Origin of the sequence: Streptomyces shenzhenensis, from assembly GCF_003688995.1 — a bacterium.
In the GTDB taxonomy this organism is placed as follows: Bacteria; Actinomycetota; Actinomycetes; order Streptomycetales; family Streptomycetaceae; genus Streptomyces; species Streptomyces shenzhenensis_A.
The window spans coordinates 399,935-423,500 of the sequence record NZ_PENI01000005.1; the positions used below are offsets into that span (position 1 = coordinate 399,935).

The window sequence follows — 23,566 nt, forward strand, 5'->3', positions numbered from 1 at the left end:
CCCGTCCCACGGCCACGTCCCGCCCACCCGCCTCACTGTCCGTCCCCGCGGGTCAGGCCCAGGTCCCGGTGCCAGCGCGTCAGTTGTCTCGCCGGGTCGCCCAGGTACGACCACGGGGTGCGGGTGGCGCGGCGGCCCAGCATGCGCAGGACGGCGGAGGCGATGTCCGTGGTGCCCGCGTGGCAGGCCGCATGGGCGAGATGGTTCAGGTCCCGCAGCTCGGCCGGGGCGACGAAGGCGTCGTCCCGGCCCGCGATCCACCGGTGCCAGGTGCGGCGCACGTCGCCGACCGCGCCGTCGTGGTTCCAGTGCTGGCCCAGGCCGACCGCCGCCTGCTGCCCCTTGGCGCTGTCCAGGGTGTGACGGAACTCCTCGACCCGGGCGTACTGCACCAGCACCGGCAGCGCACAGCCGGGCGGGGCGACCCCGGCGGCGTCCCGGGCGAAGTCGTACATGAGGCCGTGGCTGCCGTGCCAGCGCGCCGAGTAGTAGTGCAGCACCTGGAGGTGGCCCTCCACGCTGTACGGGTCGCGCCGGTGCAACTCGTCCCACCAGCGTGCCAGTTCGCGCCGCCGTACCCCCGCCGGATACAGCCGGGCCGCCGAGATCAGCGAGACCCAGGGCGTCGGGTCCTCGGGCCAGGCGTCGGTGGCCCGCAGGCAGGCCAGCACGGCGGTGTCGATCCGCTCCCGGTCGATCGGCACACCGCGGCCCGCCGCGATGGCCAGCGTGAAGGCCCGGACCGTCTCCGTCGCGGCGTGCAGCACCAGCGCGTCGGCGCTGTGCGGCTCGGCGGCCAGCCAGGACTCCACCGTCGTACTGCCCGCGCACGCCTGCGCCAGCAGCCGCGTCCGGTGACCCCGCGAGAGCCAGTCGGCACCGGTGGCCCGCAGCAGGTCACGCAGCCCCTGCCAGCGGCCGATCACGATGTCGTGGCGGGCGGAGGTGAGCAGCGCGTCCCCGCAGTCGGGGTCGAAGTCGGGCGTGAATCGGTCTCGCGCCATCGGGCTCGCCCCCTCAGAAGTCGGTGGGGAGGCCCTCATGGACGTGGGACAGCGCCATCGCGCGGTCGTCGGGGACGTACGCGGCCTCGACGGTGCGCGTGGCGTCCAGCCGGGCCGGCCGGTAGTAGTCGCTGCCCTTGCGCCAGTACCAGAGCATCGGCACCAGCCCGACGGCCAGGCCGCCGATGCCGATCGCCACGGCGGCGTCGCTCAGCTCGCCCAGCGACTCGACGAAGATCCAGAACATGAACAGGGAGCCGAACAGCGGCCACACCCCGCCCAGGAGGAGCCGGGCCGGCGAGGTGAACAGCAGCTTGCGGTGGGCGACGACCGCCGCGAGCCCGGCGAGACCGTAGTACACGGCGATCTGCAGGCCGATCGCCGAGATCGCGTCGGAGAGGATCTCACCGACCGTGCCCAGCGCGTTGGCGGCGATGAACATCGCCAGCGCCACCGCGCCGACCACGGTGATCGCCGCCCAGGGCGTGTTCCAGGTGCGGTGCACCCGGCCCAGCACGGCCGGCAGCGTCCGATCGCGGCCCATCGCGAACAGCGACCGCGTCACCTGGATGAGCGTCGTCTCCAGCGTGGCGACGGTGGACAGCAGCACCGAGACGATCAGCAGCTTGCCGCCCCAGCCGGGCCAGATCTCCTCGCCGAGCACGGCCAGCACATTGGCCGCGTTCTGGGAGATCTGCCCCGAGGAGAGGATGACGTTCGCGGCGATGGTGAACACCTCGAACAGCAGGAACACGACGCCCAGTCCGATCAGGCCCGCGAGTCCGGTCGTACGGCGGCTGTTGCGGGTCTCCTCGCTCAGATTGCTCGTGACGTCCCAGCCCCAGTAGTAGAAGGCGGCGATCAGCGCGCCCGAGGCGAACCCGGACACCCCGTCGAACTGGCCGAAGCCCAGCCAGGACCAGTCGAACGGCCGCGCGTTGTCGGTGTGGAAGACGGCCAGCACCGCGAACAGCGCCAGCAGGGCCAGCTCCACTCCGGACATCAGCAGCTGCGCCCGTACGGTGATCCGGGCACCGCCCAGCACGACGCCGAGCATGAGCAGGAACCAGCCGGCGCCCACCACCGTGGCCAGGGCGGTGTCGTCGGCCAGCCGCTCGTCGAACAGCGCGAGCGTCATCGAACCGGCGGGCAGCGACCCGGCCACCATGAAGATGGTCGCCGAGACCACCAGCGCCCAGCCGCTGACGAAACCCAGGGACGGGTGCAGGGTGCGCCCCACCCACGAGTAGCTCGCGCCCGCGTTCACATCGATCCGGCCGAGCTGCGCGAACGCCAGTGCGATGCCCAGCATCGGGATCGCGCAGTACAGCAGCGCCGCCGGGGCGGCCAGGCCCACCGCGCCGACCAGGACGGCGGTGGTGGCGCCCAGCGAATAGGCCGGAGCACTGCCCGCGACGGCCATGACGACGGTGTCGAACGTACCGAGGGCATTGGTCTGCAGCCCTCTGCCCCTGTTGTTGCTCATGGTTGCGCTGCTTTCCGGTCATGCACGGCGCCCGGGCGGCCCGGCCCGACGGCGTACGGAGTGGGGGGTGTGGAGCGGCCTCGGACCCGGAGAGGGATGGCCTCGGGGTCGGCGGCGGGCCAGGGGAGGGAAAGGAGGCGGTGGGCACCGTTCAGCCCTGCGTCGGCGTGCGGTTACACCGAGTGTGGGTGTGATGATAGCGGTGCCCTTCCCCCTTTCAAGATTGACCAGCGGGTAATGTCACGGGCCCCCGCTCGCCCCAACTCCCACCTGCGCGAACGGCCTTCGGCGGCCGGTCAGTCGCCCAGCCGGTCGATCTGCCGCAGCTTGTTGGTGGCGTCGAGCGCGGCCACCTTGTACGACTCGGCGAGCGTCGGGTAGTTGAAGACCGCGTCGACGAGATAGTCGACCGTCCCGCCGCAGCCCATCACCGACTGCCCGATGTGGATCAGCTCGGTGGCGCCCGTGCCGAAGCAGTGCACGCCGAGCAGCGTGCGGTCCTCGGGGGAGACCAGCAGCTTGAGCATGCCGTGCGAGTCGCCGATGATCTGCCCCCGGGCCAGCTCCCGGTAGCGGGCGACGCCGACCTCGAACGGCACCCGTTCCTCGGTGAGTTGGTCCTCGTTGCGGCCGACGAAGCTGATCTCGGGAATCGTGTAGATGCCGATCGGCTGCAGGTTGTGCATGCGCCCGACCGGCTCCCCGCAGGCGTGGTAGGCCGCCGCCCGGCCCTGCTCCATCGAGGTCGCGGCCAGCGCGGGGAAGCCGATGACATCACCCACGGCGTAGATGTGCGGCACCGCGGTGCGGTAGGTGTCGTCCACCGCGATCCGGCCGCGCCGGTCGGCGGTCAGGCCCGCCTTGTCCAGGTCGAGTCCGTCGGTGAGGCCCTGCCGGCCCGCGGAGTACATCACCGTGTCGGCGGGGATCTTCTTGCCGCTCTCCAGGACGGTCAGGGTGCCGCGGGGGTGGCGTTCGACGGCGGCGACGGTCTCCCCGAACCGGAAGGTGACGGCGAGATCCCGCAGATGGTACTTGAGCGACTCGACGACCTCGACGTCGCACATGTCGAGCATCCCCGGGCGCCGTTCGACGACCGTCACCTTGCTGCCCAGCGCGGCGAACATGCTGGCGTACTCCATGCCGATGACCCCGGCGCCGACGATCACCATGGACCGCGGCACCCGTTCCACGGACAGCACGTTGTCCGAGTCCATGATGGTGCGCCCGTCGAACTCGACGCTGTCCGGCCGCGCCGGGCGGGTACCGGTGGCGATGACGATGTGCTCGGCGCACAACAGCCGTTCGTGTCCGGTGACTTCGCGCAGCGCGACGGTGTGCGGGTCCACGAAGCGGCCCGTCCCGGCGAACAGCGAGACGTGGTTGCGGGACAGCTGGCTGCGGATGACGTCCACCTCACGGCCGACCACGTGCTCGGTGCGCGCGGTCAGGTCCGCGACCGTGATGTCCTCCTTCAGCCGGTAGCTCTGCCCGTACAGATCCCGCTGGGTGAGGCCGGTCAGGTACAGCACCGCCTCGCGGAGCGTCTTGGAGGGGATGGTGCCGGTGTGGATGGAGACCCCGCCGACCATGTCGGGGCGGTCGACGACGGCGACCCGGCGGCCGAGCTTGGCCGCGGCGATGGCGGCCTTCTGTCCGCCGGGTCCGGATCCGATGACGAGCATGTCGAAGTCGAAGTCGGGCACCTGCCGGAGTCTGGCAGCCCGGGGGCTCCCTCCGGAAGGGCACCGCCGGAATCGACCCCCGCCAGCCGGTCCCGGACCCCGGTGCCGTCACCGTGCGCGACGGACGGTCACCCAGCCCGCGCCGGGCAGAAGGCAGCACCGGCGGGCCGCGCCGTACGGCGGAACCGGCCGCCCGACGACCGTGCGCCGCTACGGCAGCAGCTTCTCGATGGCGGCCGGGCCCTCCGAGTCCAGCTTCCGGCGAGCCCATTCGAGGTTGGCCGGGGTGATGTCCCTGCCCGCGGCGAGGACCAGGTCCTCCGGGCCGAGGCCGGCGCCGGGGGCGGAGTGGAGCAGGGCGTCCGGGGTGCAGCGGTCGTCGGACGACCGGGACGTTTCGGGTTCTGACGTCGACATGATGTCTCCTCCTCGGGTCCGTGTGGCCGCATCGGTACCCGTGCCGCGAGACCGTGGCACACTCTCACGATTCACCGCCGCGGCCCGCGCTGCATCCGGAAGGGTGTCACCGCCCGGCACCCGGGCCCGCGGCCGTGCCGGAGGAAAACCTTCGCTCCTAAGCTGGAAGCAGCCCACAGGCCCGTACCCGGGAGGCTGCCGTGATGTCCGAGACGCCGTTCCGCCGGGACGAGCCCGGCAATCCCCGCTATCTGCCGATCGCCGAGCACGGACTCATCGGCGATCTGCAGACCGTGGCCCTGGTGGGCAGCAACGGCACGATCGACTGGTACTGCTGCCCGTCCTTCGACGCCCCCAGCGTCTTCGCGGCGATCCTGGACGCCGAGCGCGGCGGAGCCTTCGAGCTGGCCGCCGCCGTACCGGCCCGGACCAAGCAGTTCTACTTCCCCGACACCAATGTGCTGATCACCCGCTTCTTCACCGAGGACGGCGTGGGCGAGGTGCAGGACTTCATGCCGGTGACCGGGGAGCCCGCCGGCTCCGCCGAGGGCGACCGGCACCGTCTGATCCGACGCGTCGTGTGCGTCCGCGGAGCCGTCCCCTTCCGTGTCCGGGTGGCCCCGCGGTTCAACTACGGCGCCGACCCGCACACCGTGACCATGCGGAACGGCAGAGCCCTGTTCGAGTCCCCGGAGCTGTCCCTGTGCCTCACCTCGACCGTGGCACTGGAGAGCGACGGCGTGGACACCCGTGCCGACTTCAAGCTCGCCGAGGGCGAGTCCGCGGTGTTCGCCCTCGACCGGGTCGGCGACGCCGTGGCACCGCGCGGCTGCGCCCACACCGAGGCCGAGCACCAGTTCGCCGCCACGGTCGCGTACTGGCGCCGCTGGCTGCACCAGTCCCGCTACCGCGGGCGCTGGCGGGAGATGGTGCACCGGTCGGCGCTCACCCTCAAACTGCTCACCTACGCGCCGACCGGCGCCATCGTCGCCGCCCCGACCACCAGCCTCCCCGAGCAGATCGGCGGCGAGCGCAACTGGGACTACCGCTACGTCTGGGTGCGGGACGCGGCCTTCTGCGTCTACGCGCTGCTGCGGCTGGGCTTCAGCGGCGAGGCCGAGGCGTTCATGCAGTTCCTGACCACCCACATCAGCGTCGGGGACGGCGGCGCCTCCGGGCCGCTGCAGATCATGTACGGCATCGACGGCCGCACCGACCTGCCCGAACGCGAGCTGCCCCAGCTGGAGGGCCACCAGGGCTCCGCCCCCGTCCGGGTCGGCAACGCCGCCGCCGACCAGCTCCAGCTCGACATCTACGGCGCCCTCATCGACTCGATCTACCTCTACGACAAGTGGGCCCAGCCCATCCCCAGCGACCAGTGGGACGACGTATGCCATCTGGTGGACTGGGTCTGCGACAACTGGGACCAGCCGGACGAGGGGGTGTGGGAGACCCGGGGCGGCCGCAAGAACTTCCTGTACTCGCGGCTGATGTGCTGGGTGGCCATCGAGCGCGCCATCCGGCTCGCCAACCGGCGCGGCCTCCCCGCCGACCTGCCCCGCTGGCGGCAGAGCCGCGACACCATCTACCGGCGGATCATGGACCGCGGCTTCTCGTCGGCGCGCCGCGCCTTCGTCCAGTACGAGGACGGCGATGTCCTCGACGCCTCCCTGCTGATGATGCCGCTGGCCAAGTTCATCGCGCCCACCGACCCGAAGTGGCTGTCCACCCTGGACGCCCTGACCGAGGACCTGGTCTCCGACTCCCTCGTCTACCGCTACGACCCGCAGGCCAGCCCCGACGGAGTGCGCGGTGACGAGGGCACGTTCTCGATCTGCTCGTTCTGGTACGTCGAGGCGATGGTGCGCGCCGGCCGGCTGGAGGAGGCCCGGCTCGCGTTCGAGAAGATGCTCACCTACGCCAACCACCTGGGCCTGTACGCGGAGGAGATCGGCCGCACCGGCGAGCAGCAGGGCAACTTCCCGCAGGCGTTCACCCACTTCTCGCTGATCAGCGCCGCCTTCAACCTGGACCGGGCCCTCGGCTGACCGGGGTCTCAGCGCGGGCCGGCAGGCTCTGCTCCGCCCAGATGACCTTGCCGGACGGCGTGTACCGGGTGCCCCAGCGGTCGGCGATCCGGGCGACGAGGAACAGACCGCGTCCGCCCTCGTCCGTGCTCGCCGCGTATCGCAGGTGCGGCGAGGTCGTGCTGCCGTCGGAGACCTCGCAGAGCAGGGACCGGTCGCGGAGCAGCCGTACGCCGACCGGGGCGCGGCCGTAGCGGATGGCGTTGGTGACCAGCTCGCTCAGGATCAGCTCCGTGGTGAACGTCATCTCCTCGATCCCCCACGCGGCCAACTGCCGGGTCACCGCGGCCCGTACCTCCGAGACGGCCGCCGGATCGGACGGCACCCGCCAGTCGGCGACCCGGTCCGGGCCGAGCGCGCGGGTGCGCGCGACGATCAGGGCGACATCGTCGTTGGGGCGGGCCGGCAGCCGGTCCAGGACGGCCCGGCAGGTGTCCTCGGGCGAGTCACCGGCCCGTTCCAGGGCGGTCCGCAGCAGTTCGAGGCCGACGTCGATGTCCCGGCGCCGGTCCTCGACGAGCCCGTCGGTGTACAGCACGAGGCGGCTGCCCTCGGGCAGGTCCAGGTCGGCCGTCTCGAAGGGCAGACCGCCCAGGCCCAGCGGGGGACCGGCCGGCACGTCCGGGAACTCGACGGTGCCGTCGGGCCGGACCAGCGCGGCCGGCGGATGGCCGGCCCGGGCGAGGGTGCAGCGGCGGGAGACCGGATCGTAGATCGCGTAGAGGCAGGTCGCGCCGGTGACCGCCGCGCCGTGGTCGGCCGGCGTCTCGTCCTGGTCGATGCGGCCCACCAACTCGTCCAGCAGGCCGAGGAGTTCGTCGGGCGGCAGATCCAGCGCCGCGAAGTTGTGCACCGCCGTGCGCAGCCGGCCCATCGTGGCCGCGGCGTGCAGCCCGTGCCCGACCACGTCGCCGACGACGAGCGCCACCCGGGCGCCGGACAGCGGCAGCACGTCGAACCAGTCGCCGCCCACCCCGGCCTGCGCCGGCAGATAGCGGTAGGCGATCTCCAGCGCGCTCTGCTCGGGCAGGCTGCGGGGCAGCAGGCTGCGCTGGAGCGTGACCGCCATGCTGTGTTCGCGGGTGTAGCGGCGGGCGTTGTCGATGGCCACCGCGGCCCGGGCGACCAGCTCCTCGGCCAGGGCCAGATCCTCCCGGTCGAACGGCTCGGGCCGCTGCGCGCGCCAGAAGTTGGCCAGGCCCAGCACCAGGGTGCCCGCCCGCAGCGGCACCGTGACCAGCGAGTGGATGCCGTACTCCAGCACCTGCGCGGTCCGCTGCGCGTCCTGTGCGTGCCAGCCCGGCGCCTCGCTCAGCACCGGTTCGACCACGGACCGGCCGGTCGCCAGGCTCCGGCCCTGGGGCGCGGACGACACGAAGCGGATCCGCTCGCCCATCCGGTACAGCGGAACGTCCTTGTCGAGGCCGTTGCAGGCCACGCGGCGCAGCGCGGCCCCGGGCTGCGGCTCCTCACCGCCCAGTACGGCGTCGTACAGGTCCACGGTGACGAAGTCCGCGAACCGGGGGACGGCCACCTCCGCCAGCTCCTCGGCGGTGCGGGTGACGTCCAGGCTGGTGCCGATGCCCACCCCGGCGTCGTACAGCATGTCGAGGCGTTCGCGGGCCGTCTCCGCCCGGCCGGACAGGGCGCGCAGCTCGGTGGAGTCGCGCAGCGTGGTGACACTGCCCGGCGGGCCGCCGCGCAGGTCCGTGGGCCGCTGGTTGATCGCGAGCAGCCGGTCCTTGACGAGATGCACCTCGTCGGTGACGGCGCGCCCCGAGGCGATCAGGGCGGCGGTGTCCGCGTCCAGGCCCAGCTCCAGGACCGGCCGGCGCTCGGCGTCCGGTGGCAGGCCGAGAAGGCGCTGCGCCTCGTCGTTGGCCAGCAGCAGCCGGCCGTCGCCGCTGACGATGAGCACACCCTCGCGGACCGCGTGCAGCACCGCGTCGTGGTGCTCGTACATCCGCGTCATCTCGTGCGGGCCGAGGCCCCGGGTCTGCCGCAGCAGCCGGCGGCTCACCAGCGCCGTGCCCGCGGTGGCCAGGGTGAGCGCGGCGGCGGCCGACCCCAGCAGCAGCGGCAGCTGCTGGTCGGCGAGGACCCCCACGTGCTCGGTGGTGATCCCGGACGACACCAGGCCCACCACCGTTCCGTCGGGCGCCTTCACGGGCACCACGACCTGCACCAGCCGGCCGATGGTCCCGTCGATCTCCTCGATGACGGTGCGGCCGGCCAGCGCGGGGCCGATGTTCCCGACGAACCTCTTGCCGATGCGGTCCGTCCTGGGGTGCGTGTAGCGGATGCCGTCGGTGTTCATCACGACGATGAAGTCCACGCCGGTCGCCTTGCGGGCCGCCTCCGCCTCGGGCTGCAGGGCGTCGGTCGGATCCGGGCCGCGCAGCCCGTCCGCCGTGCCCGGCGCGTTGGCGAACGCCTTGGCCACGGAGAGTGAGCGGCTGCGGGCCTCCACGTTGCTGTCGTGCCGCACCTGGAGCACCTGTGCCACCACGGCCGACACGACCAGGAGCAGCACGATCACCACCTGGAGCACGAAGACCTGCGCGGCGACGCTGCGCGCGCCCAGCGCCGACCGCAGCCGTCTGCCGCCGGGTCGGTGCGGACCGGCCTCGTCCTGCACCCGCGAGACCGGCGGTGTGTGGGTGTCCCCGGGGGGACGGAACGGCCGAGTACGGGACTGGCCGGGCAGGCGGACCATGTGCCCATGTCTACACTGCCGGGACGTATGAGGCGAGAGGCCTCACACGAGCCGGCGACCGGCGCTCCACCGACCAATCACTCACACAGAGTGACTGTCCGCCGGTGCCCCGCAGGAGAGCCCGACAGGCGTCCACCTCCCGGGGGAAGGGATCAGGACTTCGTGCCGTCCGTCGGCAGCGTCGGCCCGCTGCGCAGACTGCGCAGCGCGAGCAGCAGTACGCCGATGTCGTCGAGGTACACCGGGTCGGGCAGCAGGTCGGCCGGCAGCACCAGATAGAGGACGGCGCCCCAGAAGATCCAGCGCGGTCCGGTGGGCAGCCCGGCCCGCTGCAGCGTCTGCCGGGCGCGGACCAGCCGGACCAGCAGGACGATGGCCACGGCGAGCACGGCTGCCGCGAGCACGGCGGCGACCAGCAGCACGGTCGTGGTCGTGTCCATGGTGAACTCCTGTCCGTTTCCTGCTCTTCCCGGCCGCTCTTCGGTCAGCTCTCGGTCTTCGGCCGCGCCGACTTCGGTACGTCGTCGGGTATCTCTTCCTTTTCCCGGTCCGGGACCGCCGTACCGTCCTGGGTACCGAGCCCCTTGGCGCCGGCCTTCAGTCGGGCGAACGTCCGCGTGAACTGCCGCAACGGGGACGCCGCAGGCGGCTCGGGCGGCCCCGGCCGCTCGGCCGGCGGCTCGGGCGCGTCGCGGTAGGCGGCGAGTGCCTCGTGGGCCGCCTCCGCGGCGTCCCGGTACAGGTCGCGGGACCGGGTCATCGCCTGCAGCGCCTCCGCGTACCTCGCCACCAGCCCGCGCTCACGGGCCAGTTCCTCCTCGAGGGTCAGCAGCGTCCAGTGGTCGCGCAGGCCGGCCAGCGCCTCCGCGGCGCCCTCGGGCGACGGCTTCGGCAGTGCGGTGAAGCGCCGCAGCGCGTCGACGAGTTCGGCGGGTTCCGAGCCGTCGAGGAAGACGCTGCGCACGGCGTACTCCATGCCGTCATAGCCGTCCGGGGCCGGCTGCGGGGGCAGCAGAACGGCTCCGCCGCGCGGCACCTCCACGCCCAGGTCGCGCAACGCCCAGTTGACGGCCCGCAGTTGGTGCGGCGCGGCCCGGTGCTCCAGGACGCGGTGGCGCAGCCCCGGCGGCAGCAGCCGGGCCAGCGGCAGCCTGCCCAGCGCGTCCGGGGTCATGGCCTCGTGCACGACCAGGTGGACCGACCAGGACCCGCGCACGGCGTTCCGGAAGGCGCGCCGCATGGCCTTGTCGTCCGCCGGGACCGGGTTGGCGGCGCGCAGACGCAGCCCGGCGACGGCGTGGTGGTGGTCCCAGGCGACATCGTCGGTGTCGGGCCAGAACAGGGTCGCGGGGGACGGCCAGCGGTCCTCCCACGGTCCCTCCGCCTCCGCGACGAGCAGCCACTCCCGCCCGTCCACCCCGTCCCGCGGGGGTACGAGCGTCAGCCGGGCCCGCACCGTCACCCTGCCGTCGACCCGCCAGCGCGCCTCGAAGACCCGCTCGGCGGTGTCCTCCGACACGGGCGGTTCGGCGAAGTCGTCGAGGAGCCCGTCGTCCTTGTGCCGGCGCAGGGCGCGGCGCAGGACGTCCTCCGAGGAGGTGCCGGTGTGGCGGCCGCGGGCCTGCCACACCGTGCCGGGGATCGTGGAGCGGTCACTGGCGGAGTTCGACATGGGCCCATCTGCGGTGGAGGCGGCGTGCGTGTTCCAGTATCACCGCTGCCCAGCGTGGCACGGCGGCCGGGTCGGGCCGGCGGACGCGCCCGGCGTCGGCGCGCCGCAGGCCCGCGCGCGATCCGATCGAGGGCGGGCCCCGTTCACGCCGTCGCCGTCACCTTGGCGAGGAAGGCGTCCAGGTTCGCCACGGTCCGCTGGATCTTCTCCTCCACGGTGAGCGACTCCTGGAGCCGCGCGCCGATGCCCGCGTCCTTCTTGCCGCGTACGTACAGCGAGCAGGCGAGGTCGCTGCAGATGTAGACGCCGACCGAGTCGCCGCGCTGTCCGCGCCGGCCCGCCCGCGTCGCGACCATCAGGGACACCCCGCCGGTGTGGGTGGTCAGGCAGAGCGAGCACATGCTGCGCCGTGTCTGCCAGGACGCGGCGTTCGAGGAGCGCAGCGCGAGGGCCCTGGGCCGGTCGTCCCGCGCGGTCACGAGGTAGGCGCGATCCGGGGCCTGCGGGTCGCGCCAGCCGAGGAAGTCCAGGTCGTCCCAGGGCCGGTCGGCCAGGTCGCGCGGGACGGACAGGCGCTTCGCCTCGCCCTTCGTGCAGTTCACGAACGCGGAACGGATCTCTTGCTCGGTCAACGGCTTCATAGAGGTCACGCTAATTTGCCTAAAGCTATTAGGCAAATGCATGATAGATTTCGCTCAATGGGAGGATGGCTATGGCACGTGCTGGACTGACCCCGGAACGGCTCACCCGGGCGGGAGCGGAACTGGCCGACGAGGTCGGGTTCGACCAGGTGACCGTCTCGGCGCTCGCCCGGCGCTTCGACGTCAAGGTCGCGAGCCTGTACTCGCATGTGAAGAGTTCCCAGGACCTCAAGACCCGGATTGCCCTGCTGGCCCTGGAAGAACTGGCCGACCGGGCCGCCGAGGCCCTGGCCGGACGGGCCGGCAAGGACGCCCTGACCGCCCTCGCCGACGTGTACCGCGACTACGCCCGGAAACACCCCGGCCGCTACGCCGCGGCCCAGCTTCGGCTCGACCCGGAGACGGCCGCCGCCAGCGCGGGCGTCCGGCACGCCCGGATGACCCGCGCCCTGCTGCGCGGCTACGACCTGACGGAACCGGACCAGACCCACGCCGTCCGGCTGCTGGGCAGCGTCTTCCACGGCTACGTCAGCCTGGAACTGGGCGGCGGGTTCAGCCACAGCGCCCCCGACACCGAGGAGACCTGGACTCGCGTCCTGGACGCCCTCGACGCCCTCCTGCGGAACTGGCCAGCGCCCTGACCCGACTCGGCACCGACGGCCGGCCGCACCTGCCCCGCCGTACCCGACCACCCCGATCAACAGGCTGGAACCATGCCTCTCACCGATGACTGGATCACCACCCCGCTCACCGCCGACCTGCTGCGCGGCGCCCTCGACCTGGAGCGCACCGAGCACGGGCTGCTGCCGCACCGGCTGCCCGCCCGGGCCCGCGCCCAGTGCGCCGACCCCCAGCTCGCCCTGGCCGAGGCGCAGCCCTCCGGCGTACGGGTGGTGTTCCGCACCCGGGCCACCGCGATCGCCCTGGACACGCTGCCCACCAAGCGTGTCTACGCCGGCGCCCCGCCCCGGCCCGACGGCGTCTACGACCTGCTCGTCGACGGCAGCCCGGCCGGTCGGACCACCGTGTCCGGCGGCAACACGCTGACCGTCGACCTGGCCACCGGCGCCACGGAACACCGGGCCGGTCCGATCGGCACCGCCCGCTTCACCGGCCTGCCCGAGGGCGTCAAGGACATCGAGATCTGGCTGCCGCACAACGAGACCACCGAACTCGTCGCCCTGCGCACCGACGCCCCCGTCGCGCCCGTACCGGACCGGGGCCGCCGGATCTGGCTGCACCACGGCAGTTCGATCAGCCACGGCTCCGACGCCGCGAGCCCCACCACCACCTGGCCCGCGCTCGCCGCCGCCCGCGGCAGCGTGGAACTGATCAACCTGGGCCTGGGCGGCAGCGCCCTGCTCGACCCCTTCGTCGCCCGCGCCCTGCGGGACACCCCGGCCGATCTGATCAGCCTCAAGCTCGGCATCAACCTCGTCAACACCGACCTGATGCGGCTGCGGGCCTTCGGGCCCGCCGTACACGGCTTCCTCGACACCGTCCGCGAGGGCCACCCCACGGCGCCACTGCTGCTCGTCTCGCCCCTGCTGTGCCCCATCCACGAGGACACGCCCGGCCCCAGCCTCCCGGACCCCGCCGCCCTCGGCGAGGGGCGGCTGCGGTTCCGGTCCGCGGGCGATCCCGCGGAGCGCGCCGCCGGCAAGCTGACCCTGAAGGTCATCCGTGCCGAGCTGGCGCGGATCGTGGCCCAGCGGGCGGCCGAGGACCCCAACCTGTCCTACCTCGACGGCCTCGACCTGTACGGCGAGGCCGACAACGCCCGGCTGCCGCTTCCCGACGAGCTGCACCCGGACGCCGCCACCCACCGTCTCGTCGGCGAGCGCTTCGCCGACCGGGCCTTCGCCGCCGACGGCCCCTTCGCGGACGGCGCGACCCACGGGTGACGTCCCGGCGGGCCGTGGTGCGCACAGACGTGGGCCGGCGTGCGGTCACCGCACGCCGGCCCACGTCCGCGTCGCTGCTTACGCCCCGCTCTCCCGGAGCATGTCCGCACGCTCGACGATCTTCACGCGCTCACGGCTCTGCGGCTCACCCAGCGCCTTCTCGGCGGCGTCGAGCCGGTACCAGCCGTCCCAGGTGGTGAAACGGACGTTCCGGCCGGTGAGGAACGCGTCCACGGCCTCCGGTGCGGGCGACTCGGGCGCGTGCAGGCGGCCGTTCGCGTAGTCGTCCAGGAGGTTGGACACCGTCTCGTTCGCGTCGCCCTTGGTGTGACCGATCAGACCGACGGGACCGCGCCGGATCCAGCCGGTGACATACGTGGACTGCAGGTGCGCGCCGCTCTCCTCGATGACCCGGCCGCCCTCGTCCGGGACGGTGCCGGAGTCGACGTCCCACGGCAGCTTGGGCAGCTTCTCGGACAGATAGCCCACGGCCCGGTAGACCGCCGTGACGTCCCAGTCCTTGAAGGTCCCGGTGCCCTTGACGTTGCCGGTGCCGTCGAGGGCGGTGCGCTCGGTGCGCAGGCCGACGACCTCGCCGTCCGCGCCGAGAAGCTCCGTCGGCGACTCGAAGAAGTGCAGGAACAGCTTGTGCGGCCGGTCGCCGACGTCGCGGATCGCCCAGTTCTCCAGCGTCTTGGCGACCATGTCGGCCTGCTTGTTGCCGCGCCGGGTCTCGATCGAGCCCTTGTCGTAGTCGATGTCCTCGGGGTCGACGATGACCTCGATGTTCGGGGAGTGGTCCAGTTCGCGCAGCTCCATCGGGCTGAACTTCGCCTGGGCCGGGCCGCGCCTGCCGAACACATGGATCTCCCGGGCCCTGTTGGCCTTGAGACCGTCGTACACGTTCGGCGGGATCTCCGTCGGCAGCAGCTCGTCGGCCGTCTTGGCCAGGATGCGGGCCACGTCCAGCGCGACGTTGCCGACGCCGAGCACGGCCACCTTCTCGGCCTTCAGGGGCCAGGTGCGCGGCACGTCCGGGTGGCCGTCGTACCAGGAGACGAAGTCGGCGGCGCCGTACGAGCCGTCCATTTCGATGCCCGGGACGCGCAGCTCGCGGTCGGCCGTCGCGCCGGTCGAGAAGATCACGGCGTCGTAGAAGGCGCGCAGGTCGTCGAGGCTGATGTCGGTCGGGTAGTCGACGTTGCCGAACAGCCGGATCTGCGGCTTGTCGAGCACCTGGTGCAGGGCCGTGACGATGCCCTTGATGCGGGGGTGGTCGGGAGCGACGCCGTAACGGATCAGGCCGAAGGGCGCGGGCATCCGCTCGAAGAGGTCCACGGAGACGCCGGGCTCGGCCGCCACCTCGGATTTGAGCAGGGCGTCGGCGGCGTAGATCCCGGCGGGGCCGGCTCCGACGATGGCTACCCGCAGGGGGCGCGGCATGATCAGGTTCCCTTCGAGCGATGATGGGCGACTCGAACGGGAAGCCTAAACTAAGGCAGACCTAAGTTAGTACGCGGGTCCGCTCTATGACCTCATAAGGCGATCTTATGCGTCGACGACGCCGAAACGATCGTACCCGGCGCTTGGGCCCACGGGACCCAACGGCGTCACGGACACGGCCTGCCCGACACGACGGTCCCGGTGCCGCGTTCGGAGCGGGCCATGGGCGAGGCCGTCGTCTCCGCGCCGCAGGCCGACCCGTCGGTCCACTGCGGGACGGGCATCCCCGGCGGCTCGACCCGGACCACCGGGTCCTTCGACGCGGCCCGTCCGGCGCCGACCAGCAAGCCGGTGACGGACCTCGTGGCGGCGCGCACGCGGCCCGCTGGCGACAGTACCCCTGCGGGGTCTTGCCACGGCTCACGCTCGCACCCTCGCCGCACACAGGGACCACGGGTTCTTCGACGCTGGCCCGTTCGGCGCAGGCCGACGGGGCGATGACGGACCTCGTGGCGGGGTGCGTGCGGCCCGCCGGCGACAGCGCCCCGCAGGGTCCGGCCGCGGCTGACGCGCGTGGCGCGGCGATGCCGGCGGTGGTCGTGCGGATCGCGGGGTCCGGCCCGTTCGGCAGCGTTCGCCTCGTGTTCCGCTCCGGCGTGGCCCGACCCCGCTCGCCCCCGTGCCTGACCGGCCCGCGGTACCCCACCAGACCCGTCCGCCCGATCAAGCCGTCACACCTGGAGCGGACCGTCTGCCCGGGGCCGGCCGGGGTCAAGCGGGCCGTATCACCCGGTGGATCGCCGACTCCCCGGCGCCGAAGATCGACTCCTCGCGGATCGCCGACCCCGGGCCCGGCGCGTGCACCATCATGCCGTTGCCGACGTAGAGGCCGACGTGGCTGTCGTTGTCGAAGAAGAAGACGAGGTCGCCGTCCTGGATCCCGGTGAGCGCGACCGGGGTGCCCGCGTGGGCCTGCTCCTGCGCCGAACGCGGCAGGGACACCCCCGCGGCCCTCCAGGCGGCCTGGGTGAGGCTGGCGTAGTCGTACGAGCCGGGCCCGGTCGCACCCCAGACACACGGCCGTCCGATCTGCGCCCGGGCGAAGGCCACGGCCTGTGCGGCCCGGCCACCGGTCCCCGCAGGAGCGACGGACCCCGTGCCGGTCAGCGTGCCGGCGGCGAAGGTCCCCGTGCCGACCGGGGAACCGGTGCCGGGGGAGCCGAGGGACAGGTCCGCCTCCGGCCGGGGCGCGCTCACCGCGGCCGGCGCCGGCTGCGGCACGGCGTACCGGGTCAGCACCTCGCGTGCCGCGGCGAGCCTGCGGCGGTTGTTCTCCTTGGACTCGGCAGGTGAGGGCCTGCGCGGCCCGGTGGCGGGCGCGGGCAGCGCCCTGGGCGGGCCGGGTTCCCGCCGTTGCCTGGGCACCATGGGCGGCGCGGCGACGGGCCCCGCGGGCAGCTCGGGGAGTGACCGGCCGGCCGGCTCCGGGAGCGAGCGGTCGGTGTCCCGCGCCGCCGGGCCGCCGGGCAGCGCCGGTGCCGATCCGGCCGGCAGCGCCGGGGGCGAGCCGCCGGTCAGTTCCGCGACGGCGCGCCCTGCCGGTCCTGCGGGCAGCTCGGGCACGGGCCGGCTCGCGGCCTCGCGCCCGCCGTCCCGTACGGGGGAGCCGGGCCGTGGCCCGGCCGGCCGCTGCGGCATCCGGTCGGCCGGGAGCACGGCCGGAACGGTCGGACCCAGTTTCGCGCGTGCCACGTCGAACCACTGCCGGGCGACCTCGTCGAGGGCGGGATCGCCGCCCTCGCCCGGCCGCTTGCGCAGCGGGACGCCACGTGTCCGTGTCCTCGCGGTCATCGCACGCGTCGCGTTGAAGTTCCCGGTGGCGTTCTCGGCCTGGTCGTAGAGGCTGTCGATCCGTTGCCGGACCTCGTCGCGGCTCTCCGGCGCCATGGGCGACGCACTCCCTCCGTACTCCGCCTGTCGAGTCGACTGCCGGGTGCGGGCGGTCGGTTCCGGAAGGCGTGCCCCACGGCCCTTGCCCGCAGGGGCGGTCGGGCCGATTCACCTCAGCGTCGGTCGGGTCCCCGGCTGCGGCCGTTACGGCGGCCACCGGACTCGGCGGCGGCCGCGCGGCCCGACGGGGTTCGCCGGGGGGACCGGGCGGCCTGGGCGTCAACCTAGCCAACGTGTGTGCCTCGTGTGAAGGTTGAAGCGCGATATGCCCGATACGCCTGTGTGGAATGGGCAGTTGCCGACGGGCCGTTCCTTGCATTCGCTATGAGGTGTCCGTGAATCTGTGAGGCGGTTGAACACATGGCTCCCCGGATCCGTATGGGGCGGGGGGATTTCCATGCCGAGACGACCTGAGACGCAGGGGTACTTCCGTGGGACGCAACACGCGCAGACGGCCGACAGGCGCACGGCGCGCGACCTTCGCAGCGGTCGCACTGATGCTGGGCGGAGGCGGGCTGATAGCGGCGAACGTCTACGCGTCGGCCGCCGAGGGCTGGGGTCAGGAGGCGAGCGGGGACGGCCCGGTGCCGACCGCGGGCGCGGCGACGATCGACTGCCCCGACGTCGGCACCCGCCTGACCAGCGTGCCGGACGGCGCCCGGGGTGAGGTCGACCGGGAACTGGCCCTGTTGGACGAGCAGATCGCGGCCGCCTACCGGCAGTTCCAGGAGACGCCACAGGCCGAGCGGCAGGACCCCGGGTTCACCGGCGGTGCCCTCATGGACCCGCTCAAGGAGAAGCGGGCGGCGACGATCGGCCGGATCACCGACGCGATCGACCAGGAGGGGGACCGTCCGCAGGGCCTGGACGAACTGGCCGAGTGCTCCCTGCGCCCGGCCGACGGCCCGTCGGGCGACGGCACGGACGGCGGCGGGGGCCAGGACGGTGCCGCGCAGGAGCAGAACGGGGGCGGCCAGGACCAGAGCGGCGGCGGGCCGGCGCAGGGCAGCGGCCAGGGAGGAAACGGACCGGTCGCCTCGGACTACCAGGACATCACCACGGTCCAGCCCGGCGCCCAGAGCCCGCCCCGGACCGCCGACGCCTCCCGGGGCAGCTTCACCAGCAGCTGCGGCGTCAACGCGGGCGGCCTGTTCAACTCCGACAACGTGATCGTGGCCCCGGGCGTCTCCAACGGCGCCCACCACTTCCACGACTACATCGGCAATCAGGCCAACAGCGCCTTCGCCAGCGACGAGGACCTGGCGGGCGCGGACACCAGCTGTGTGGACAAGGGTGACAAGTCCTCGTACTACTGGCCGGTGCTGCGCCTGCAGAACGGTACCCGGGAGCGGGACGCCGACGCGCCCGGTGGCGGCACCGAGGGCAACGCCGGTCAGATCGTCACGCCCCGGCAGGTCACCCTCACCTTCGTGGGCAACCCGCGCGAGAAGGTCACGGCCATGCCGCGGCTGCTGCGGATCATCACCGGAGACGCGAAGGCGTTCGTCAACGGCCCCGCGAACGCCAACGCCTCCTGGAGCTGCACCGGGTTCGAGGACCGGCAGGTGAAGGACAAGTACCCGCTGTGCCCGGCCGGCAGCGACGTGGTGCGCACCTTCGCGTTCCAGGGCTGCTGGGACGGCCGCAACATCGACAGCGCCAACCACCGCACGCATGTGGCCTTCGCCGGCGCCGACGGCGGCTGCCCCGCCGGGTTCCGGGCGATTCCGCAGCTGGTGCAGCGCATCGTCTACGACGTCGACGCGCCGAGTCTGGCCGACGGCGGGCGGGCGGTCCCGCTGTTCGCGGTGGACTCCTTCCCCGAGCAGCTGCACAAGCCCGTCACGGACCACGGTGACTTCATCAACGTCTTCGACGAGGACCTGATGGGGGAGATGGTCGACTGCATCAACACCGGCGGGACATGCGGCGCCGACGCCGCCCCCGCACCGAGCGAGGAGCCCAGCGAGCCGCCGGCGTCCAGCGCCGCTCCCACGGCCGGCACCGGCGCGGAGCCGGAACCCGGTGGTACCACCGGCGAGCAGTCCGCCGAGCCCCCGGCCGATGCGCCGGCCACCGAGCCGGCCGACACGGGCGCGCCCGCCGTCTCCGGAACCACGGCACCGCGGGTCTACGCGTCGGCCTCGCCCGGCAGGACCGCCTCGGCCGCGGCGCCCGGCGGCGCGGACGCGGAGGACGGCACGCCGACGACGGGGCCCGCACCGGCCGGGACGGCGGTCGCCGCCGAAGCCGGCGATGCGTCCGCCACCGGAGGGACCGAGCCGCAGGCGGTCGAGGGCGGACTCGCGGACACGGGTGCGCGGCTGTGGCCGGCGGCGCTCGGCGCGGCGCTCGTGATCGCGGGCTTCGTGGTCCTGCGCCGGACGGGACGCCGGGCCTGACGCTCCGGGTCTCACGCACCGGGCATGACGTACCGTCACATTACTCAACCGTAATGTTCCAGGTGCTACCGCCGGTAACACCTTGTCGTTACGGTCCTGGGAGCCGCTCCGGAGTAGAGGACTGCGCCCAGGAGGTCCGTCATGCCCTTGCGTACCCGTCTGCTGTCGCTCGCCGTCACCGTCACGGCGGCCTGTCTCGGCGTCCAGGCCGTGCCCGCCGCCGCGGCCACCGCACCCGACACTGTCGTCTCCCGAGGCGTCCCCATCCCCGCCTTCTACCAGCCGCCCGCCGCCCTGCCCGCGGCCGACGGCGCCCTGATCCGCAGCGAACCGCTGCCGCTGGCGCTCAGCCTGCCGAGCATCAACGGCCCGCTGCCGGGCCGGGCCACCCGGCTGATGTACAAGTCCACCGACTCGGCCGGCCGCCCCGCGGCGGTGACGGGCGCCTATCTGGAACCGGCGGCGGCCTGGCGGGGCGGGGGAGCCCGGCCCCTCGTCGCCCTCGCCCCCGGCACCATGGGACAGGGCGACCAGTGCGCCGCCTCCCTGGGCCTGGAACATCCGCTGCTGTTCAACGGCCTTACCGTGTCGGTCGGTTACGAGGACCTGGCGATCTACCGCCTGCTCGCCAAGGGCATCGCGGTCGTCGTCACCGACTACGTCGGCCTGGGCGCCACCGACCGGCTGCACACCTACGTCAACCGGGTCGACGGGGGCCACGCCGTGCTGGACGCCGTACGCGCCGCCCGGTCCGTCGCCGGCGCCTCGATCACTCCCGAGTCGCGCGTGGGCCTCTTCGGCTACAGCGAGGGCGGCGGCGCGACCGCCGCCGCGGCCGAACTCCAGCCCTCCTACGCGCCTGACGTGACCCTGAGCGGCACCTACGCGGGCGCACCGCCCGCCGACCTCACCGAGGTCACCGAGGCGATCGACGGCAGCGACCTGGCCGGCGCGCTCGGCTGGGCGATCAACGGGTTCCTGCAGTCCGACCCGGACCTGAAGCCGATCGCCGAGGCCCACCTGAACGCCGCGGGCCGGGCCGCGCTCGCCGACCTGTCCACCATGTGCGTCGGCGACGCGATCCTCCACTACACCTCCCGACGCAGCACGGCCTGGACCGACGACGGCCGGTCGATCGGCGACATCATCCGGACGGAGCCCGCGCTCCACTCCTTCCTGGACGCACAGCGAATCGGCCGGCTCAGGCCGGCCGGCCCGGTGCGGGTGGCGACCGGCGTCATGGACGACCTCGTCCCGCACGCACAGGCCCGCCGGCTCGCCGCCGACTGGTGCCGTGCGGGCGCCGAGGTGACGTACGTACCGGTGGTCCTGCCCGATCTCGGCCGCGCCCTGCTCAACCACTTCGCCCCGCTGCTGACCGACCAGGGCGCCGCCGTCACCTGGCTCGCCGACCGCCTGTACGGCCGTACCGCCGCCGGCACCTGCGCGACCCTGCCCGCCCAGCCCTGACCCCCGAGCCCGGCCGGTGCGTCGAGCGCCGCGCCGGGCGCCGTTTGCGCCGGGGAGGCCCGCCGCGGCAGGGTGCGGGGTGTGGCTACCTTGCTGATCGTGCATCACACCCCGTCGCCGCACTGCCAGGCGATGTTCGAGGCCGTCGTGGCGGGCGCCACCACACCGGAGATCGAGGGCGTACGGGTGGTACGGCGGGCCGCACTGTCCGCGACCGCTAGCGATGTCCTGGCCGCGGACGGGTATCTGCTCGGCACCCCGGCGAACCTCGGCTATCTGTCCGGCGCGCTCAAGCATTTCTTCGACCAGATCTACTACCCCTGCCTGGACGAGACCCGCGGCCGGCCCTTCGGCTACTACGTGCACGGCGGGAACGACGTCACCGGTGCGGTGCGCGGGATCGAGTCGATCACCACCGGTCTCGGCTGGCGCCGCGCGGCCGAGGCCGTGACCGTGACGGGCGAGCCCGCCAAGGCCGACATCGAGGCGTGCTGGGAGCTGGGCGCGACCGTCGCCGCGGGGCTCGCCGGCTGAGCGGCGTCCCGCAGGGGCCCCGGGCACCCGTGCTCCGGTGGTGCCCTCCTCGAACACCGCACCACGTCGCCGCAGTGGGCCGGGCGGAGTGCGGTGGTAACCCGGCTGGGCGGCCCGGATGGTGCGAGCCGAGGGTGTGACTGACGGTGGTTCATGTCGAGGCCCGGGTGATCTCAGCTGATGCGGTATCGGCTGCCCGCGCCACGGCGGAAGGATTCCCTGATGCACTCTGCCCGCTTGACCCTGGCCACGGCGGTCGCCTCGGCCGCCATCGTGATCGCCGCCCCCGGCGCCCATGCCTCGGGCGGTGGCGTGCTCGCTGCGGCAGTGCGCGACAACTGGAGCTCGGACAGCGGCGACGACAGCAGGTTCGACCCCGAGACGTACAAGGACAACTCCGGCAACGACAACGGCAACGAGAAGGAGAACGGCTCGGACGGCTCGGACGGCGAACGGAACAAGGACTCGTGGAGCGACGAGGACCAGGAGGACCGGCCCAACGGCGGAATGCACACCGGTGGCGGCGCCCTCGCCGCACCGGGTGTCACCGCCGGCGGCCTGGCCGTCCTGGCCTTCCTCGGCACCGGCGTCTACGCGCTGCGCCGCAAGCACACCGGCGGGTCGGCCTTCTGACCCGCGACGGCGACCCACGGGCCGCGGCCGCCGGGCGCTCCGTGCCGGCGGCCGGCAACCCGCACGCCGTGACCGCTGCGCTGCCGTGCCCGAGTGAGGTGGTGTCCGATGGCAGCTCCCGACTCCTCCCCGACCCTTGCCGAGCAGGGATCGCGTTCCTCCGGACACCTGATGATGTGGGGTGTCGCGATCGTCCTCCTGGCCGCCGGCCTGCTCAACGGAAAGACGCCCCACTCCGCCGACCCGGCGCAGGAGGGCGCCACGTCCCAACCGGTCGGAGCACATCTGCCCTGGTCCCGGCCGACGCGGCTGCTCATCCCGAGGATCGGCGTCGACGCCCCGTTCACCGATCTCGCCCTGAGCGCGTCGGGGCAGTTGCAGGCGCCGCCCGCCGAGGACGTGAACCTCGTCGGCTGGTACGCCAAGGGCACCGCACCCGGCGAGACCGGCACCGCGATCATCGCCGGTCACGTCGACACCAAGACCTCCGCCGCCGTCTTCGCCGGACTGGAGGAACTTCACACCGGAGACCGGTTCACGGTGCGGCGCGCCGACGGGAAGGACGCCGTCTTCGTGGTCGACAGCGCCGAGACGTTCGAGAAGGGCGCCTTCCCCAACCGCCGTGTCTACGCCGACACGCCCCGCGCCGAGGCGCGCCTGATCACCTGCGCCGGGGACTACGACCACGCGACCGAGGACTACACGGAGAACCTGGTGGTCTTCGCCCACCTCGTCTGACACCGGGGCCCGGGCGCTCCCGGGCCGCGGCTGTCAGCGGGCAGCAGTAGGTTGACGGCATGTATGCGACCCGAGTCTCCAGGCGTGTGCGGGCGCCCCGCGCCGCCGTGTACCGGACCCTCCTCGATCCGGCCGCGGTCGCCGTCTGGCGGGTGCCCGACGGCATGACCGCCGTCGTGCACGCGTTCGACGCCCGTGAGGGCGGGACGTTCCGGGTGTCCCTCACCTACGACGACCCGCGCGGCGTGGGCAAGTCCGGCGCGCACACGGACACCTGTCACGGTCGCTTCACCCGGCTCGTGCCGGACGAACTGATCGTCGAGACCATCGAGTTCGAGACCGACGACGAGGCACTGCGCGGCGCGATGACGCTGACGACCTCGCTCATCGAGGAGGATGGTGTGACGGAGGTCGTCATGGTCCACGAGGGCGTCCCGGACGTCGTCCCCCGGGCGGACAACGAACTCGGCACCCGGATGTCCCTGGACAAGCTCGCCCGTCTCGTCGAGGACGAGGTCGAGGACCCCCGATGACCGGATCCGGGACGTATCGCCCGTCAGGCGTGGCGGCCGAAGGGGCCGCCACGGCCGGTGTGAGTGTGCCGGCCGTGGCGGGGGAGCGGTGGATCAGCAGTAGAGGTTGGCGCCGGGTGCCACTCCGAGGATCTGGGTGAAGCGCTGGTAGGCGTCGACGCGGCTCTGTACCTGGGCGGGGTTTCTGCCGTCGCATTCGAGGGAGCCGTTGATGGAGCGGATGGTCTGGCCGAAGCCGGCGCCGCCGACCA

General features: G+C 73.1%; 21 protein-coding genes. 9 read left to right on the forward strand and 12 right to left on the reverse strand.

Translation table 11 applies throughout. The features are described from left to right. Positions 1–32: 32 nt before the first annotated feature. The 4 genes from CTZ28_RS11540 to CTZ28_RS11555 all read right to left on the reverse strand — a co-directional run bounded on the left by CTZ28_RS11540 (position 33) and on the right by CTZ28_RS11555 (position 4,592). On the reverse strand, positions 33–1,004 hold the full coding sequence (locus CTZ28_RS11540) for a hypothetical protein (RefSeq protein ID WP_121889205.1): 972 nt from the start codon (positions 1,002–1,004) through the stop codon (positions 33–35). Positions 1,005–1,017: 13 nt separating this feature from the next. Beyond that, positions 1,018–2,490 (reverse strand): APC family permease, encoded by a 1,473-nt coding sequence (locus tag CTZ28_RS11545; RefSeq protein ID WP_121889206.1) that lies wholly within the window; start codon positions 2,488–2,490, stop codon positions 1,018–1,020. Positions 2,491–2,786: 296 nt separating this feature from the next. Beyond that, positions 2,787–4,196, reverse strand: a complete 1,410-nt coding sequence (gene sthA / locus CTZ28_RS11550; RefSeq protein ID WP_121889207.1) for a Si-specific NAD(P)(+) transhydrogenase — start codon at positions 4,194–4,196, stop codon at positions 2,787–2,789. Positions 4,197–4,385: 189 nt separating this feature from the next. After that, a complete protein-coding gene (locus CTZ28_RS11555; RefSeq protein WP_121889208.1) occupies positions 4,386–4,592 on the reverse strand; it encodes a hypothetical protein in 207 nt (68 codons plus the stop codon). A gap of 203 nt (positions 4,593–4,795) precedes the next feature. On the opposite strand from CTZ28_RS11555, the gene CTZ28_RS11560 reads away from it, so the two are divergent. Next, complete coding sequence (locus tag CTZ28_RS11560) at positions 4,796–6,640, forward strand: glycoside hydrolase family 15 protein (protein WP_121889209.1); 1,845 nt, start codon at positions 4,796–4,798, stop codon at positions 6,638–6,640. Here CTZ28_RS11560 and CTZ28_RS11565 read toward each other — a convergent pair. From CTZ28_RS11565 to CTZ28_RS11580, 4 genes are all read right to left on the reverse strand, one after another. Next, complete coding sequence (locus CTZ28_RS11565) at positions 6,615–9,395, reverse strand: SpoIIE family protein phosphatase (RefSeq protein ID WP_121889210.1); 2,781 nt, start codon at positions 9,393–9,395, stop codon at positions 6,615–6,617. The genes CTZ28_RS11560 and CTZ28_RS11565 overlap by 26 nt on opposite strands. Positions 9,396–9,547: 152 nt before the next feature. Then, complete coding sequence (locus tag CTZ28_RS11570; protein ID WP_121889211.1) at positions 9,548–9,835, reverse strand: DUF1232 domain-containing protein; 288 nt, start codon at positions 9,833–9,835, stop codon at positions 9,548–9,550. 44 nt (positions 9,836–9,879) lie between these two features. Next, positions 9,880–11,067: a hypothetical protein gene (locus tag CTZ28_RS11575; RefSeq protein WP_121889212.1), complete on the reverse strand. Its 1,188-nt coding sequence runs from the start codon at positions 11,065–11,067 to the stop codon at positions 9,880–9,882. Between the two features lie 143 nt (positions 11,068–11,210). After that, positions 11,211–11,708: an FBP domain-containing protein gene (locus CTZ28_RS11580; RefSeq protein ID WP_121889213.1), complete on the reverse strand. Its 498-nt coding sequence runs from the start codon at positions 11,706–11,708 to the stop codon at positions 11,211–11,213. 71 nt (positions 11,709–11,779) lie between these two features. Here CTZ28_RS11580 and CTZ28_RS11585 point away from each other — a divergent pair, with 71 nt between their 5' ends. Together CTZ28_RS11585 and CTZ28_RS11590 are read left to right on the forward strand one after the other, a co-directional pair. Further along, complete coding sequence (locus tag CTZ28_RS11585; protein WP_121889214.1) at positions 11,780–12,349, forward strand: TetR/AcrR family transcriptional regulator; 570 nt, start codon at positions 11,780–11,782, stop codon at positions 12,347–12,349. 72 nt (positions 12,350–12,421) lie between these two features. Then, positions 12,422–13,612 (forward strand): GDSL-type esterase/lipase family protein, encoded by a 1,191-nt coding sequence (locus CTZ28_RS11590; RefSeq protein WP_121889215.1) that lies wholly within the window; start codon positions 12,422–12,424, stop codon positions 13,610–13,612. A 78-nt stretch (positions 13,613–13,690) separates the two neighbouring features. On the opposite strand, the gene CTZ28_RS11595 is transcribed toward CTZ28_RS11590, so the two are convergent. The 3 genes from CTZ28_RS11595 to CTZ28_RS46925 form a co-directional block, all read right to left on the reverse strand. After that, positions 13,691–15,055: an FAD-dependent oxidoreductase gene (locus tag CTZ28_RS11595; protein ID WP_121889216.1), complete on the reverse strand. Its 1,365-nt coding sequence runs from the start codon at positions 15,053–15,055 to the stop codon at positions 13,691–13,693. A 167-nt stretch (positions 15,056–15,222) separates the two neighbouring features. Then, positions 15,223–15,432: a hypothetical protein gene (locus tag CTZ28_RS46920; protein WP_183154346.1), complete on the reverse strand. Its 210-nt coding sequence runs from the start codon at positions 15,430–15,432 to the stop codon at positions 15,223–15,225. A 394-nt stretch (positions 15,433–15,826) separates the two neighbouring features. Beyond that, positions 15,827–17,002 (reverse strand): C40 family peptidase, encoded by a 1,176-nt coding sequence (locus CTZ28_RS46925; protein ID WP_183154347.1) that lies wholly within the window; start codon positions 17,000–17,002, stop codon positions 15,827–15,829. A 500-nt stretch (positions 17,003–17,502) separates the two neighbouring features. Here CTZ28_RS46925 and CTZ28_RS11610 point away from each other — a divergent pair, with 500 nt between their 5' ends. From CTZ28_RS11610 to CTZ28_RS11635, 6 genes are all read left to right on the forward strand, one after another. Next, positions 17,503–19,407, forward strand: a complete 1,905-nt coding sequence (locus CTZ28_RS11610; RefSeq protein WP_121889218.1) for a DUF1996 domain-containing protein — start codon at positions 17,503–17,505, stop codon at positions 19,405–19,407. A 141-nt stretch (positions 19,408–19,548) separates the two neighbouring features. Then, positions 19,549–20,877: a lipase family protein gene (locus CTZ28_RS11615; RefSeq protein ID WP_121889219.1), complete on the forward strand. Its 1,329-nt coding sequence runs from the start codon at positions 19,549–19,551 to the stop codon at positions 20,875–20,877. Between the two features lie 81 nt (positions 20,878–20,958). Then, entirely contained in the window at positions 20,959–21,411 is a 453-nt protein-coding gene (locus CTZ28_RS11620; RefSeq protein ID WP_121889220.1) for a flavodoxin family protein, read from the forward strand. A gap of 222 nt (positions 21,412–21,633) precedes the next feature. Continuing rightward, positions 21,634–22,044 carry a hypothetical protein gene (locus CTZ28_RS11625; protein ID WP_121889221.1) on the forward strand — a complete coding sequence of 137 codons (411 nt, stop codon included), beginning with the start codon at positions 21,634–21,636 and terminating at the stop codon, positions 22,042–22,044. Between the two features lie 108 nt (positions 22,045–22,152). Continuing rightward, positions 22,153–22,782: a class F sortase gene (locus CTZ28_RS11630; RefSeq protein WP_121889222.1), complete on the forward strand. Its 630-nt coding sequence runs from the start codon at positions 22,153–22,155 to the stop codon at positions 22,780–22,782. 59 nt (positions 22,783–22,841) lie between these two features. After that, on the forward strand, positions 22,842–23,315 hold the full coding sequence (locus tag CTZ28_RS11635) for an SRPBCC family protein (RefSeq protein WP_121889223.1): 474 nt from the start codon (positions 22,842–22,844) through the stop codon (positions 23,313–23,315). A 93-nt stretch (positions 23,316–23,408) separates the two neighbouring features. On the opposite strand, the gene CTZ28_RS11640 is transcribed toward CTZ28_RS11635, so the two are convergent. Continuing rightward, positions 23,409–23,566 (reverse strand): glycoside hydrolase family 19 protein (locus tag CTZ28_RS11640; RefSeq protein ID WP_310887601.1); only part of this gene is annotated, 158 nt, incomplete at its 5' end.

Coding starts and splice junctions, on each gene's coding strand:
- CTZ28_RS11540 (WP_121889205.1), bottom strand. CDS start 1,004: ATGGCGCGAGACCGATTCACGCCCGACTTCGACCCCGACTGCGGGGAC.
- CTZ28_RS11545 (WP_121889206.1), bottom strand. CDS start 2,490: ATGAGCAACAACAGGGGCAGAGGGCTGCAGACCAATGCCCTCGGTACG.
- CTZ28_RS11555 (WP_121889208.1), bottom strand. CDS start 4,592: ATGTCGACGTCAGAACCCGAAACGTCCCGGTCGTCCGACGACCGCTGC.
- CTZ28_RS11560 (WP_121889209.1), top strand. CDS start 4,796: ATGTCCGAGACGCCGTTCCGCCGGGACGAGCCCGGCAATCCCCGCTAT.
- CTZ28_RS11565 (WP_121889210.1), bottom strand. CDS start 9,395: ATGGTCCGCCTGCCCGGCCAGTCCCGTACTCGGCCGTTCCGTCCCCCC.
- CTZ28_RS11570 (WP_121889211.1), bottom strand. CDS start 9,835: ATGGACACGACCACGACCGTGCTGCTGGTCGCCGCCGTGCTCGCGGCA.
- CTZ28_RS11575 (WP_121889212.1), bottom strand. CDS start 11,067: ATGTCGAACTCCGCCAGTGACCGCTCCACGATCCCCGGCACGGTGTGG.
- CTZ28_RS11580 (WP_121889213.1), bottom strand. CDS start 11,708: ATGAAGCCGTTGACCGAGCAAGAGATCCGTTCCGCGTTCGTGAACTGC.
- CTZ28_RS11585 (WP_121889214.1), top strand. CDS start 11,780: ATGGCACGTGCTGGACTGACCCCGGAACGGCTCACCCGGGCGGGAGCG.
- CTZ28_RS11590 (WP_121889215.1), top strand. CDS start 12,422: ATGCCTCTCACCGATGACTGGATCACCACCCCGCTCACCGCCGACCTG.
- CTZ28_RS11595 (WP_121889216.1), bottom strand. CDS start 15,055: ATGCCGCGCCCCCTGCGGGTAGCCATCGTCGGAGCCGGCCCCGCCGGG.
- CTZ28_RS46925 (WP_183154347.1), bottom strand. CDS start 17,002: ATGGCGCCGGAGAGCCGCGACGAGGTCCGGCAACGGATCGACAGCCTC.
- CTZ28_RS11610 (WP_121889218.1), top strand. CDS start 17,503: ATGCTGGGCGGAGGCGGGCTGATAGCGGCGAACGTCTACGCGTCGGCC.
- CTZ28_RS11615 (WP_121889219.1), top strand. CDS start 19,549: ATGCCCTTGCGTACCCGTCTGCTGTCGCTCGCCGTCACCGTCACGGCG.
- CTZ28_RS11625 (WP_121889221.1), top strand. CDS start 21,634: ATGCACTCTGCCCGCTTGACCCTGGCCACGGCGGTCGCCTCGGCCGCC.
- CTZ28_RS11630 (WP_121889222.1), top strand. CDS start 22,153: ATGGCAGCTCCCGACTCCTCCCCGACCCTTGCCGAGCAGGGATCGCGT.
- CTZ28_RS11635 (WP_121889223.1), top strand. CDS start 22,842: ATGTATGCGACCCGAGTCTCCAGGCGTGTGCGGGCGCCCCGCGCCGCC.